The 13,108-nt window shown below is 68.2% G+C and carries 14 protein-coding genes and 1 pseudogene; 3 read left to right on the top strand and 12 right to left on the bottom strand.

Annotated elements, in window-relative coordinates:
• Positions 1 to 4: 4 nt before the first annotated feature.
• Together AB0J95_RS27515 and AB0J95_RS27510 are read right to left on the bottom strand one after the other, a co-directional pair.
• Positions 5 to 1,837, bottom strand: coding sequence for an AMP-dependent synthetase/ligase (locus tag AB0J95_RS27515; RefSeq protein WP_364763639.1), 1,833 nt, complete (start codon positions 1,835 to 1,837; stop codon positions 5 to 7).
• A 51-nt stretch (positions 1,838 to 1,888) separates the two neighbouring features.
• The gene (locus tag AB0J95_RS27510; protein WP_364763637.1) at positions 1,889 to 3,172 is read right to left on the bottom strand and encodes a glutamine synthetase family protein; all 1,284 of its coding nucleotides are present in this window, start codon (positions 3,170 to 3,172) and stop codon (positions 1,889 to 1,891) included.
• A gap of 57 nt (positions 3,173 to 3,229) precedes the next feature.
• On the opposite strand from AB0J95_RS27510, the gene AB0J95_RS27505 reads away from it, so the two are divergent.
• Together AB0J95_RS27505 and AB0J95_RS27500 are read left to right on the top strand one after the other, a co-directional pair.
• On the top strand, positions 3,230 to 4,636 hold the full coding sequence (locus tag AB0J95_RS27505) for an APC family permease (protein WP_364763635.1): 1,407 nt from the start codon (positions 3,230 to 3,232) through the stop codon (positions 4,634 to 4,636).
• Positions 4,611 to 5,702 carry an amidohydrolase family protein gene (locus tag AB0J95_RS27500; protein WP_364763632.1) on the top strand — a complete coding sequence of 364 codons (1,092 nt, stop codon included), beginning with the start codon at positions 4,611 to 4,613 and terminating at the stop codon, positions 5,700 to 5,702. Before AB0J95_RS27505 ends, AB0J95_RS27500 begins: the two co-directional genes overlap by 26 nt.
• Here AB0J95_RS27500 and AB0J95_RS27495 read toward each other — a convergent pair.
• From AB0J95_RS27495 to AB0J95_RS27480, 4 genes and pseudogenes are all read right to left on the bottom strand, one after another.
• Entirely contained in the window at positions 5,681 to 6,022 is a 342-nt protein-coding gene (locus AB0J95_RS27495; protein WP_364763630.1) for an extradiol dioxygenase, read from the bottom strand. The two genes, AB0J95_RS27500 and AB0J95_RS27495, sit on opposite strands and share 22 nt — an antisense overlap.
• Positions 6,023 to 6,039: 17 nt before the next feature.
• Positions 6,040 to 6,204: pseudogene (locus tag AB0J95_RS27490) on the bottom strand (HNH endonuclease signature motif containing protein); the annotation flags it as partial.
• Between the two features lie 447 nt (positions 6,205 to 6,651).
• Complete coding sequence (locus AB0J95_RS27485) at positions 6,652 to 7,602, bottom strand: 2-oxoglutarate and iron-dependent oxygenase domain-containing protein (protein ID WP_364763628.1); 951 nt, start codon at positions 7,600 to 7,602, stop codon at positions 6,652 to 6,654.
• Positions 7,602 to 8,072: a nucleoside deaminase gene (locus tag AB0J95_RS27480; RefSeq protein WP_364763626.1), complete on the bottom strand. Its 471-nt coding sequence runs from the start codon at positions 8,070 to 8,072 to the stop codon at positions 7,602 to 7,604. The genes AB0J95_RS27485 and AB0J95_RS27480 overlap by 1 nt, the downstream gene beginning before the upstream one ends.
• A 41-nt stretch (positions 8,073 to 8,113) precedes the next feature.
• Between AB0J95_RS27480 and AB0J95_RS27475 the strand changes: the two genes are divergently transcribed.
• Positions 8,114 to 8,668 (top strand): AAA family ATPase, encoded by a 555-nt coding sequence (locus tag AB0J95_RS27475; RefSeq protein WP_364763623.1) that lies wholly within the window; start codon positions 8,114 to 8,116, stop codon positions 8,666 to 8,668.
• Here AB0J95_RS27475 and AB0J95_RS27470 read toward each other — a convergent pair.
• Genes AB0J95_RS27470 through AB0J95_RS27445 form a run of 6 tightly spaced genes read right to left on the bottom strand, consistent with a single transcriptional unit; the run spans position 8,604 to position 13,090 of the window.
• Complete coding sequence (locus AB0J95_RS27470; RefSeq protein WP_364763620.1) at positions 8,604 to 9,098, bottom strand: phosphoribosyltransferase; 495 nt, start codon at positions 9,096 to 9,098, stop codon at positions 8,604 to 8,606. The two genes, AB0J95_RS27475 and AB0J95_RS27470, sit on opposite strands and share 65 nt — an antisense overlap.
• A gap of 15 nt (positions 9,099 to 9,113) precedes the next feature.
• Complete coding sequence (locus AB0J95_RS27465) at positions 9,114 to 9,680, bottom strand: cupin (protein ID WP_364763617.1); 567 nt, start codon at positions 9,678 to 9,680, stop codon at positions 9,114 to 9,116.
• The gene (gene mtnB / locus AB0J95_RS27460) at positions 9,677 to 10,267 is read right to left on the bottom strand and encodes a methylthioribulose 1-phosphate dehydratase (protein WP_364763614.1); all 591 of its coding nucleotides are present in this window, start codon (positions 10,265 to 10,267) and stop codon (positions 9,677 to 9,679) included. The genes AB0J95_RS27465 and mtnB overlap by 4 nt, the downstream gene beginning before the upstream one ends.
• The gene (mtnC, locus tag AB0J95_RS27455) at positions 10,264 to 10,968 is read right to left on the bottom strand and encodes an acireductone synthase (protein ID WP_364763611.1); all 705 of its coding nucleotides are present in this window, start codon (positions 10,966 to 10,968) and stop codon (positions 10,264 to 10,266) included. Before mtnC ends, mtnB begins: the two co-directional genes overlap by 4 nt.
• Positions 10,965 to 11,978, bottom strand: a complete 1,014-nt coding sequence (locus AB0J95_RS27450) for a s-methyl-5-thioribose-1-phosphate isomerase (RefSeq protein ID WP_364763608.1) — start codon at positions 11,976 to 11,978, stop codon at positions 10,965 to 10,967. The genes mtnC and AB0J95_RS27450 overlap by 4 nt, the downstream gene beginning before the upstream one ends.
• Entirely contained in the window at positions 11,978 to 13,090 is a 1,113-nt protein-coding gene (locus AB0J95_RS27445) for an acyl-CoA dehydrogenase family protein (protein WP_364763605.1), read from the bottom strand. The genes AB0J95_RS27450 and AB0J95_RS27445 overlap by 1 nt, the downstream gene beginning before the upstream one ends.
• Between the last annotated feature and the right edge of the window lie 18 nt (positions 13,091 to 13,108).

Genomic DNA, 13,108 nt, shown 5'->3' with positions numbered 1-13,108 from the left:
CACACTATGCGTACAGACCGTCGATCGCCTCCGAATAGCGGGCGGTGATCACCCGGCGGCGCAGCTTCAGGGTCGGCGTCAGCTCGCCGGTTTCCGGCGTCCAGGCCCGGTCCAGCACCTCGAACTTCTTGATCTGCTCCACTTTGGACAGAACCGAGTTCGCCTGCTCCACCGCGGCGGTCAGCTCGGCCAGCACGACCGGGTCCTTGGCCAGGTCGGACAACTCGACCGACGGCAGGCCCTTCGCCTTGGCCCACAACGGCGCCGCCTCCTCGTCCAGCACCAGCAGCGCGCTGACGAACGGCCGGCTGTCGCCGATGGCCACCGCCTGGCCGATCAGCGGGTGCGCCCGCAGCAGGCCCTCCACCTTGGTCGGCGCGATGTTCTTGCCGCCCGAGGTGATGATCAGCTCCTTCTTGCGGTCGGTGATGTAGACGAACCCGTCCTCGTCGATCCGGCCGACGTCGCCGGTGGCCAGCCAGCCGTCCTCGTCGACATCCGGCTTGATCGAGCCGTCCTCCTGCAGGTACCCCAGGAAGACGTGCGGGCCGCGGACCAGCAGCTCGTCGTCCTCGCCGAGCTTGATCTCCGCGCCGGGCAGCGGGCGGCCGACCGAGCCGGGCCGGTACGCGGTGGGCACGTTCTCGGTGACCGCGCCGGTGGTCTCGCTCAGGCCCCACACCTCGAGCACCGGAATGCCCACGCTGGCAAGGAAGTCCAGCACCGCGACCGGGATCGGCGCGGCGCCGCTGTTGCCACCGCGGTGCATCTGGTCCAGGCCGAGCATGGTTCGGATCGGGAGCAGTGCCTTTTCGTCCAGCACCGCTAGCTTGGCGGCGAGCTCCTCGGGCACGGGTTGGCCGGAACCCTTGAGCCGCCACACTTCCAGCGCGGCATCGCGAGCCGCCTGCACCCCGGCGGCCTGCTCGCCTTGCAGCGCGGCGAGACCGCCCTGCAGCGCGGCGGCCATCTTCTCCCACACCCGCGGCACCCCGAACAGGCCGAACGGCTTGACCCCGTGCAGCGCGGGCACGATCTGGGTGTGGTCGGCGACCAGAGTGGCGTGCCCGGCCTTGTAGATCACCAGGTAGATGCCCAGCATCCGCTCGGCGATGTGCGCGAACGGCAGGTACGACACCGAATGGCCGTGCATCGGCAGCGGGTGCGCCAGCTCGACCGACGCGGCCTCGGCCATGATGTTGTGGTTGGACAGCACCACGCCCTTCGGGTCGCCGGTGGTGCCCGAGGTGTAGATCATGCAGATCGGCTGCTCGAACCCGAGCGCGTCGGTGAGCTGCTCGAAGACCGCCGGGTCGGCGGCGTGCCGGGCGGCGCCCTTCTCGTGCACCTCGCGGTAGGAGACGAACCGGTCGTCACCGGCCGGGATCGCGGCCTCGTCGATGACGATGATCTTGCGCAGCGCGGGCAGCTCCGGCAGGGCGGGCAGCCAGCGGCCGAGCTGCTCGGCGCCTTCCAGCACGACGATCGGCGCGGCGCTGTGCCTGGCCACGAACGCGATCTGCTCGGTGGACAGCGTGTCGTAGGTGGTGCACGAGATCGCGCCGGTGTGCATCGCCGCCTGGTCGACCATCCAGTGCTCGGGCCGCCGGGACGACATGATGAGCATGCGGTCGCTCTGCCCGAGCCCCAGCTCGATCAGGCCGTGCGCCAGCGCGGCCACGCTCTCTCGGACCTCCGACCAGGTCAGTGTGGTCTTGTCCGGGCCCCAGTGCGAACTCAGCGCCGGTAGATCGCCGTACTCGTTCGCGTTGCGCCGCAAGAGCTTTGCGACCGTCTGTCCGTCGATCTCCCGCTGCAGGTCCTCGCCGCTGATCAAGACCGCTCCTTTGCCGCTCGCGCCCTGGACCAGCAACACTAGCTGTACTTGTCAGTAACGCCAACGGCTGCGTTCGGCAACTTCTTGCGCGGTGTTTCCCTCGAACAGTGCTATTTCACCCCGCCGGACGGTCGCTATGGCGGCGCTGAGTTGCTCGCCGAACGCGGCCAGCAGGGTCGGCTCGTTCTCGAACGCGACCAGGGACTGGTCCAGGTCGATCGGCAGCATGGGCACCCCCTCAAGCGTCACGGGGTCCACATTGATCGGTTCCGGCAGCTGCGCGCCCTCGGTGATCCCGGCGCCGCCGGCGATCAGCAGCGCGGCGACCGCCAGGTACGGGTTGGCCGAGCCGTCGAAGCACTTGACCTCCAGGTTCGGCTCGCCGGCGGTGATGAACCGCAGCCCGGCCTCCCGGTTCTCCAGGCCCCAGCACTGGTACGGACCCGCCCAGCTGGACGGCACCAGCCGCAGGTAGCTGGCCACCGAGGGCGCGCCGATCGCGAGCAGCGCAGGCAGCCGGGTGAGGATCCCGGCCATGAACGACTCGCCCTCGCCGGTCATCCCGCACGGCCCGTCGCCGCCGCCCATCAGGTTGCGGCCGTCGCGCCACACGCTCAGGTGGATGTGGCCGCCGTTGCCGACCCCACCGGCCAGCACCTTCGGCGCGAACGTGGCCCGCAGGCCGTGGTTCTGGCTGACCGCCCGGATCGTCTCGCGGACCAGCACCAGCGTGTCGGCGGCGTCCACCGGGCTCTCCGCGGCCACCGACAGCTCGTACTGCCCGGCCGCGTACTCGGGGTGGATCTGCTCGACGTGGACACCCTGCGTGGTCAGCGCCTCGATGACGTCGTGCAGGTACCCGGCCAGCTCGGCCAGCCGGACCATCCCGTACGCCGGGCCGGAGCAGGCCGGGACGAACTCGTCGCCCGCACCGCTGGACACGCACCACTCGACCTCGAACGCGGCCCGCACGCTCAGCCCCTGCTCGGCGAGCTGCTCGACGGTCCGGATGGCCAGCCCGCGGCTGTCGGTGGGGTAGACCTTGCCCTCCTGGTCGTACCGGACGCCCGGCGCCCAAGCCCATCCGGGCTGCGCCGCGAGCACCGCCAACCGGGCCAAGTCGGGCCGCAACCGTAGATCCCCGACCGGCCCGCCGCCTACGATCGAGTCGTCGAGCAGGAAGTGGTCGAAGACGGGGGAGTTGCCGATCCCGCTGGTCACGGCGTGCTTCAGGCGTTGCACCGGTACCGCTTTGACACGAGTGATGCCGCTGGTGTCGACCCAGGTCACGGCCACCGCCAGCACCCCGCGCGCGGTCAAGTTCGCGAGATCCATCGCTTCCCCTCACTCCTATGTTGGGGTCAATGATCTCCTTGTAGAGGGGAGTACGCGATGGCACAACTCCGGCGAACGCTCACCGTGTGGCAGGCGATCGGCCTGTCGGTCGCCCTGATGGCGCCGAGCATGGCGGTCAACATCAACCCGCAGTTCATGGTCCCGTCCGTGGGCCGGGCGGTGCCGTTGGCGTTCGTGCTGGCCGCGGTGGCTGTGCTGCTGGTGGCGTACGGGTTCGTGCGGTTGTGCCAGTACTTCAACCACGCGGGCTCGGTCTACGCGTTCGTCGGCGCGACTCTGGGACCGCGGACCGGAGTCGTCGCCGGGCTGGGGTTGTTGGGGACCTACACGTTGTTCGCGGTGGGGACCGCTTCGGCCGCGGGGAACTTCGGCACGGCTTTCCTGCAGGTCATCGGGGTGTGGCCGGCGCCGCCCTCGTGGGCGCCGTTCCTGCTCGCGGGGCTGGCGATGGTGCTGGGGTTGTGGCTCACGGTCGTGCCTGCCCGGCGGGGGACGAACTTCGTGCTGGTGGTCGAGGTCGTCACGGTCGCCTTGATCCTGCTGGTGAGCGTGATCGTGTTCGTGCGGCTGGTGTCCTCCGCGCGGGTCTCGTTCGAGGTGTTCACACTGTCGCCGGACGTCGGTGGGTCTTCGCTGTTCCTTGGGGTGGTGTACGCGTTCTTGTCGTTCGCCGGGTTCGAGGCGGCGGCGACCTTGGGTGAGGAGACGACGCAGCCGCGGCGGGCCATTCCGCGGGCGATCCTGGGGACGGCTTTGTTCGGTGGGGTGTTCTTCGTGGTGGTGACGGCTGTTTCGATGATGGCCTTTGGAGACCCGGCCGCGTTCGGTTCTTCTTCCGCTGTGGTGGGGGATCTGGGACGGTCCTTTGTGGGCGGTTGGGTCGGGGAGCTGATCACTTTGGGCGCGTGCGTGAGCGCCTTTGGGTGCATGCTGGCTTGTATCGTTGGGGCTTCCCGGTTGTTGTTCGCCCTGTCGCGGGATGGTTTCGGGTCGCGCGGACTTGGCGTGACTTCCGGTGCGGGGACTCCTGGGCGGGCGGCGGCTGTCGTTGCCGCTGTCGGGCTCGTGTTGATCGTGGGGTCGGCTTTGGTGTTCGGGGCCACGGTTTTCGACATGGTCGCCTGGTACGGGGCCATTGGGACGTTGATCTTGCTGGTGGCGTACCTGTTGACGACTTTGGGCGCGATCCGGCTGGTGTTCGTGCAGCGGTTGATGGACGTGCCGCGGTGGCAGGTGGTCATTCCGGTGGCGGCCATCGTGGTTCTGGGTTACACCTTGTACCGCAACGTGATTCCCTATCCGACCGAAGGACCCGCGCGGTGGCTGCCCGTGGTGGCCGGCGGGTGGCTGCTGCTTTCGGTGGTTGTCGTGCTGCTGGCTCCGGCTCTGACCCGCCGGGTCGGGGAGAGGCTCGTCGATGTTCGAGAAACTGCCGCTGATTGACCACCACTGCCACGGACTCGTCCAACGAGACCTTTCCGAAGCCTCGTTCGCTGCTTTGCTGACCGAGGCCGCGGCGCCGCTCGACGCGTTTTCTTCGCGGATCGGGCTCGCCGTGCGGCGGTGGTGTGCTCCGGTGCTGGACTTGCCTTCGCATACCTCGGTGTCTTCGTACGTTTCGCGGCGGGCCGCCTTGGGGCATGAGGAGGTGGCTGCGCGGTTTCTTGGGGCGGCTGGGTTGTCGGCTTTGTGCGTGGACACCGGGTATGTGCCGGAGCCGATCTCTTCGCCCGGATCGTTGGCGGCTTTGGCTGGCGGCCCTGCTTTTGAGATCGTGCGGCTGGAGCAGGTCGCCGAGTCGCTGCACGGTTCCGTTAGCGCTGCGGGGTTCGCCGAGGCGTTTCAGTCGCTTTTGGCGGCTCGGTGCCAGGACGCGGTGGGCGTGAAGTCCATCGCCGCCTACCGCACGGGCCTGGATCTTCCCGATGCGCGGCCTTCACACGCCGAGGTCGCGGTGGCCGCGGGCCGGTGGCTGTCCGGTCCTCGGCGGTTGGCTTCCCCTGTGTTGCAGGTTTTTCTGGTGTGGTGCGGGGTCGATCTGGGGCTTCCGGTGCAGTTCCACGCGGGTCTCGGGGACTCCGATGTGGACCTCCGGACGTGTGACCCGCTGCTGTTGACGGGGCTGATCCGCGCCATTGAACCCACCGGTGTGCCCATCATGTTGTTGCACAACTACCCGTTTCACCGCGAGGCTGGATATCTCGCACAGGTTTTCCCGCACATCTACGTGGATCTCGGGTTGGCTACGCACAACCTCGGGGACCGGGCGAGTGCCGTACTCGCGGAGGCTTTGGAGTTGGCGCCGTTCGGGAAGTTCTTGTTCTCCTCGGATGCCTTCGGGTTGGCGGAGTTCTACTACCTCTCGGCACTGTTGTTCCGCCGGGGGCTTTCACGGGTTTTCGAGGACGGCGTGACCGACGGCGCCTGGACCGCCGACGATGCCCTCCGCTTCGGCACCATGATCGGCACCGACACCGCCCAGCGCGTCTACCGGCTGGGCGTGGGGTGACGGGGTTCGTAGATCCCCAGCGGTGACCCATCCGGCAACGTGATGCTCGCCAGAATCCCCCACCCCTGGTTCTGCGGCTCGCTGACCTCCACCCCCTTCGCCCGGAGCTGCCCGACCGCCTCCTCGATGTCGGTGCACATCAGGTAGAGCTCGTGTTTGGACTCTTCTGAAGGATGGACCGCCAGTTCGGCGGGCGGCATCGCATAGATCGGCCATCCCCCACCCGCGTCGACGAAGGGGAGTTCGAGGATGTCCTGGAGGAACGCGCGCAGTTCGTCGGCCTTGGGGGAGTAGATGATTGTGTGCAGTCCGGTCAGCATGGCGTCAGCTTAGGCTGTTAAGGCCGCCGCCACCCATGTAAAACCGAACCGCGCTCTGTGCCTACTTCGGGCAACTCTTGGGCCCAGGGATGGGGTCCCTGGGTTATGCGGCGGTGGGGGCTGAGCAGGACGAGGTTGTCGATTTTGGTGGGTCCGTGGTTGCGCCAGTGGATGATGTGGTGGGCGTTGAGCTTGCCCGGAGGTGGCGGACACCGTCACGGAGGAGCAATGCGCGGCGGACGTGAACGGGGACGGTGCAGGAACTGACCCCGATGTCGAGAGGTTCGACTTGCTGCCCAGCACGGCGGGGAACACGTGGCTGTCGCAGGCGATGCGGCGGGCCTCGCGGGCGGTGAGGTAGGTGTCGGGTCCGACGAGGATACGGTCGTCGAGGTCCTTGAGCAGATCGTCATAGGAGATGGTGATGGCGACCGGAGTCCGCAGGCCGTTCTTCGTAGGCTTGGCGGGTCACTTGGCTGCCGTCCCCAGGGGCGCAACGAACGCATCAGCGGTGCGTTCAGCCTGACTGCGGGTGCGTCAGCGCACCAGACCTCGCCTTCGTATCCTCCCCTCTGGGTGGCGCTGCCCGTCCGGCGAGGACAACCCCACCTGGAACCCTGAGAACGACCTCAATGCATGGAGATGGCGTCGAGCTTCGCCCGCAGATACTCCGATGCGACGACCTCCGGGTAGGAAGTCCTCCCGACAGGTGGGGCGAGTGATGCAATGCGAGCGTCGTGATTGGTCTCGTAGAAGAAGATCAGCGAAACGAGGTCCTCATCGGGAGCCGACTCCTGAGGAGGCAGGACCCGATGACGGGTGGAGCGCCACCGATCCCCAGTCCACCGGGCCATGAGGTCCCCGATGTTCACGGTGAAGGCATCCGGATCGTAAGGAGCGTCCTCCCACACACCATCCTTTGTGTACACCTGCAGCCCACCCGCGCCTGGCTCCCGGTCCAGCACCGTCACAGTGCCGAAGTCGGTATGCGGCCCAATCCGGTACTGCCCATCAGCGGGCGCCCCAACCACAGTCATCGGCGGATACCAGTTGATGTTGAAGGTGTAGGTAGGACTCGATGTGTGGGCAGTGAAGTAGTCCAGCGGCAACGACAACGAAGCCGCGAAAATGCCCAGAAGGGTGTCCGAGAGGGCGCGCATCTGGGCCATGTATGAGGTCGCCACGGACTCCAGGTCAGCAGACGGCCATACATTGGGAGCGAACCAGAACGAGTCGATATCGGGGATGCCCACAGCGCGATCGGCACCGACCGAGTAGGACTCCTTGAGATCCGGCGGAGTTTCCAGGCCCTCGGCGTAGGCGTTGGCCTCCGCTCCGGGTGGTAGCCAGCCTCGACCGCCAACGGACACCGCGTAGCGCTGCTTTTCCGCCACTGGCAACGAAAAGAAGCTGCGCGCTGCCGCACGCACGGACGCACGCAACGAGGTGGGCACGCCGTGGCCTTTGATCAGGAGGAAGCCCGAGTCCCGCAGCGCCTGGTCAACGGCAGCCGCCAAAGCCGCCTTCTCCGCCACAGTCCCGCTGAACCACGGGCGGATGTCAACCAGTGGCACCGTCATCAGCTGCGTTCCTCTCCAATGTCCTCGAACCACAGATCCGGGTGTTCCTCGATGAACTCCGTCATCAGCTCCACACAGTCGGGGTCGTCCACAATGGTCACTTGAACCCCGTGAGCCGCCAGCCAGTCGTGACCACCCGAGAACGTTGTGGCCTCCCCGATGACAACACGAGAGATGTTGAACTGGCGCACGAGGCCGCTGCAGTACCAACAGGGCGACAATGTGGTCACCATGATGGTGTCCCGGTAGTGGGGGCGTCTTCCCGCGTTGCGGAACGCGGCGGTCTCCGCGTGCATGGAGGGGTCGTCGTCCTGGACGCGGCGGTTGTGGCCGCTGCCGAGCAGTTCGCCGTCGGGGCCGTAGAGGGCCGCGCCGATCGGGATGCCGCCCTCGGCCTTGCCGCGGATCGCCTCCTGGCGGGCCACGGTGAGCATCTGTTTCGCCTCGATCAACTCGCGGCTCGCGTGCATGCGACTACTGTCGTGGTTCGCGGGCCCGCCCGCAAGACTCTTTGTGCCCCAATGGGCAGCCCCGCTCGTCTCGGACAACATGTGCGCTGGGGAGTGGGCGGAGCTCGCGGCCGTCGAGCGGCTGCTCGACGAGCGGTCCACGAGGGCTGCTCGTCGCCGGTGAACCGGGGATCGGCAAGACCTCGGTCTGCGCGGCCGCGATGACTACGGCGAGTGACCGAGGCTACCTCGTTCTGGCGACTCGCGGGCTGTCGTTCGCCGGGCTGACCGACCTCCTCGACGAGGTCGCCGACCGCCTGCTCCTCGCGCAAGAAAAAATCCTCCTGCGGCGCAAGGCAAAGCGTGAGGCGAGAACGGCGCTCGAAGCCGCCGGATGCCCGCTCGGCGCCGCGCCATTCGCCCGGCTGGCGGCGGCTGAACTGCCCCGGGCCAGCGGCGAACTCACCAAGACCGAGCGCAAGGTCGCCGAGCTGGTCGCGACAGGCCTCACCAACCGCGAGGTAGCGAGCCGCGGCGACTGTCCGAACAGGACTAAGCCTCGAGTACGGCGTCCGGAACGTCCACCACCGGCGGCAGCGTCGACCACGGGAAGTTGATCCACTTGTCGGTGCGCCGCCACACGTACTCGCACTTGACCACCGAGGTCGGCTTCTCGTAAAGCACCGCACAGCGGACATCCGCGACATGGTCGGCGCAGAAGTCGTGCACCAGCTTGAGCGTTGCGCCGGTGTCGGCCACGTCGTCGGCAACGAGCACCTTCGCGCCGGTGAGGTCGACCACGTTCGGCACCGGCGGCAGCATCACCGGCAGGTCCAGGCGTTTGTCCACACCCGTGTAGAACTCGACGTTCATCACGTGCAGGTTCTTGACGTTCAACGCGTAGCCGAGCGCGCCCGCCGCGAACAGCCCGCCCCGCGCGATGCACAGGATCAGGTCGGGCCGAAACCCGTCCGCGGCCACCTGTTCGGCCAGCTCGCGGGACGCGCTACCGAACAACTCCCAGGTCAGGACCTCACGCTCAGCCATGGCCCCGATGCTAGATCACGCGGTCAGCTCATCGAAGGTCGGGAAGTTCCGCGCGATGGGGCTGCCGGTGAAGTTGCCCACCCAGCCGTCGTCGTCGTGGAAGAACCGCACCGCCACGTAGTCGGGCCGGCTGCCCATGTCGAACCAGTGCGTGGTGTTCGCCGGGACGCTCAGCAGATCCCCGGCGGTGCACAGGATCCCGTACACCTTTTCGTTGATGTGCAGGTAGAACACGCCCGAGCCGCGCGCGAAGAACCGGTCCTCGTCATCGTCGTGGGTGTGCTCGGCGAGGAACTTCAACCGCGCCTGGGCGGCCATCTCCGTCCACTCAGGAGTGTCCGTCGGCGTCATGTGCAACGCGTCCACGTACACATAGCCTTCCGACGAGATCACCCGGTCGACGTGCGCACGGTACGCGTCGAGCACCTCCTCGGACGACGGCTCGGCGGACACCTCCACCACCGGCCACCGCTCGAACCGCACCCCCAACTGCTTCAGCTCGCCCGCGATCTCCTCCGGATCCTCGGTCCGCGTGAGCACGGTCGCAGGGTCGGAGTCGGGCCACACCGTCAGCAGCGTCATGCCTTCAGTATGAACCGCAGCAGCCACTCCAGGCACTCCGCGCGGTGGCGGGCCTGCAGGAGGTCGTTGCCCCAGACGTAAAGGCCGTGGCGGGCAACGATCAGCGCGGGGGTGTCGTGGCGGAAACCTGCCTCGAAGGCATCGCCGAGGGTGACCATGTCCTGGCTGTTGGGGACGACGGGGATGGTCACGAGGTCATCGTGGGCGGAGCGGCCGAAGCCCTTGAGCATTTCCAGGTCCCGCAGTCCGACACCGCCGGGCCAGCGTTCGGCGGCCAGGACGGGAGCCAGCACGTGCACGTGGATCACCGCGCCCGCACCGGAAACGGCCGCGATCCGGCCGTGCAGCCCGGCCTCGGCGGACGGGACCTTGGCATCGGGACGAACCGATGCCCCCGCGGCGTCGATCTCGACGACGTCCTCGGCGGTCAGTTCGCCCTTGTCGAGGCCGCTCGCGGTGACGGCCAGCCGTAGCGGGTCGTCTTGGAGACGAAGCGACAAATTGCCCGAAGTGCCCCGCATCCACCCCATCGCGGTGTACCGGGCGGCCTCGGCGGCCAGCAGCGCACCGGCTTCGAACAGCTTCACGCGGGCTCCACGGTGATCTCGGCGAACGACTGGATCGCCAGGTGCGGCCCGAAATCCGCGTCGCCGAACGGCTCACCGGGCCGCGCGAGGCCCACGGTCTGCCAGCCGTCGGCCGCCGCCGCGTCCAGCTCGGCCGGGACGTCGGAGAAGAACACCAGCGGCCGCTCCAGCACCGAGGCGATCTTGGCGTAGGACGGCGCCTCCCGCTTCGGGCCCGCGTTCACGGTGTCGAAGTGCGCCGAGAACATGCCCGTGACGTCGCCATCCGTGGTCCGGGAGAAGGACGCGACCTGCCCGGCGACCGACCCCGACGAGAACACCGCGAGGTCCAGCCCGGCGTCGTGCCAGGACCGCAGCGCGGGCACGACATCGCCGAAGAACTCGGTCACCAGGTCCCCGTCGGCGTACCCGCGTTCCCAGACCAGCCCCTGCAACGTCTTCAGCGGCGCGATCTTCTGGTCCGCGTCCATCCAGCCGTGCAGCACGCCGACGATCTCGTCCAGCGAGGCCGAGGCGGAAAGCCCGCCCAGCGAACGGATCTGCGCGACGGCGTCGGCCACCACGGGGTCATCGGCGTGCGCGGAGATCCAGGGGCCGAGGCGCGGCCGCGCGTAGTCGTACAGCACCACGTGCACCATGCTGGTCGGGGTCAGGGTGCCCTCGATGTCCACGACGACCCAGCGCGCCTTGAGCGTGGTCACTGGTTGGCTTCTCCTTCGCGGTAGTACTCGGCGATCCGGTGCGGTTCGAACGGACCGCGGTCGGTGACGATGGTGCTGACGAACCGCGGCGGTGTCACGTCGAACGCGGGGTACAGCCCGCGGACCTTCGTACTCGCGGTGCGCTGCCCCAGGGTGTGCAGGACCTCGTCGCCGTGGCGGTACTCGATCGGCACGTCCGCGGCGCCGCGGGCGAGCTGGTCGGGGGCCTGGACCAGGGCGTGGAACGGCACGCCGAACGCGCTCGCCGCCACCGCGAGCCCGAGCGTACCGATCTTGTTGACCACGTGCCCGTCCATGGTCACCCGGTCCGCGGCCGTGACCAGGGCGTCCACCTCGCCGGACTGCATCACGGCGGCGCCCATCCCGTCGGAGATCAACGTCGTGTCCACGTTCATCTCGGCGAGCGTCTCGGCGGTCAGCCGGGCGCCCTGCAGGTACGGACGGGTCTCGGTGCAGAAGAAGCGCAAGCGTTTGCCCGAGCGTTGAGCAGCGGAAACGAGTTCGATCAGGTACAGGTCCGCCCAGCAGTGCGTCAGCACTCCGCCCTCGGCAGGCAGGAGCGAGGCCGCGTGCGAACCGAGAGCCTGGGACCGCGACCGGTACAGCGAGTCACCGGCATGGGCACCGGCCAGGGCAGAGGCCACGAGTTCTTCACCCGATCCACTGACCTGGGCTAACACCGCGGCGACGGCCTTGCGGAGGTGGTTGTTGGTGGCCCGGGCGTTGATCAGCTTGGCCCCGGCCTGCTCCAGGTGCGCGCGGGCGGCATGCGGGCGCAGGTGCGCGGCCTCACGCGCGGCGAGGACCATCGCGTAGAGCGTGGCGAAGTAGGGCCCGGACGACTGGGTGACCAGGTCCTCGATCGCCCGGGCGACCTCGTCGGGGGTGCGGCAGAGCAGCCAGCGTTGCCGGAACGGGAACTCCCGGCGGTCGAGGATCTCGACGCCGGCGTCCGTCAGGCGGACGCTGTCGGCCAGCACCGGGGTCATCAGCTGTACCCCGTGAACGGTGGGTGCTCGCCGGTGAGGAAGTACGCGCCGACCTCGCGGGCCTTGTAGGTCACCGGGTCGTGCAGGGTCAGCGTGCGGGCGTTGCGCCAGAACCGGTCGAACCCGTACTTCGAGGCGGTCGCGCGGGCGCCGACGAACTCGAAGATCTTCGACGTGGTCTCGTTGACCACCTTGGTGGCCATGACCTTGGCCGCCGAGATCGTCACCGCGGTCGAGGCCCGGCGCTCCGGCGTGAGGTCGGCGCCGTCCGCGGTGGCCGCCTTCAACGCCATCGAGGCCTTGTCCGCCAGCAGCCCCGCGGCTTCGACGGCCGCGACCAGTTCGCCGTACCCGCCAAGGATGTACGGGTCGTCAGTCGCTTTATCTACATTGGACAGGAACCAGGGCCGGGTGAGTTCGCGCGTGTAGTCGGCCGCCTCGGCCAGCGCACCCACCGCGATCCCTACGTAGACTTGGCTCAACGCGAGCTGGAACCCCAGCGCGGCAAGGGAAAGCCGGATCGAAGCCTCGTGCTGCACGCCCAGGACGTCGTCATCGTCGATGAGCACGCTGTCGAACACGATGCCGCCGCTCGCGGTCTGCCGCTGGCCGATGTTGTCCCAGTCGGACAGGTACGAGATGCCCTCGGCGCGAGCGTCCACTGTGAACGTCAGCTTCTCGTCGGTGTCCACGCGGGTCGCGGACACCACGAGCTTGTCGGCCACGCTCGCGCCGGTGGCGAACGTCTTGCGGCCGTCCACGACGAGCCCGTCATCGGTCGGGGTGAGCTGCAGGGCGGCGTCCAGCGGGTTGCTCACGCCCGCCCACAGCCACTCCGGGTTCGCGTGCATCCGTTGCAGGGCAACGTCGTTGTCGAACAGCGAGGCCCGCCAGAGGTGCAGGTAGTGGTAGCCGATCAGGTGGCCGACGGACGCGTCCGCGGCCGAGATGATCCGGGTCACCTCGTCGGCGGCCTCCCCGGCCCGCAGCAGCCCGGACGAGCGCAGCAGCTCGATCTCGGCGCCGGGGGGCTGGTTGGCCCGGTCCCGTTGCGCCGCGTCCGCACGCAGCTGTCCGGCCACATCCTCGGCCGTGCCGATCCAGTCCGTCATATGTCCCTACACCTAACT

The organism is Actinocrispum sp. NPDC049592, from assembly GCF_040675465.1.
Taxonomy (GTDB): Bacteria; Actinomycetota; Actinomycetes; order Mycobacteriales; family Pseudonocardiaceae; genus Kibdelosporangium.
Note: the sequence above shows the minus strand (reverse complement) of the source record. Positions and strands in the feature narration are given on the sequence as shown.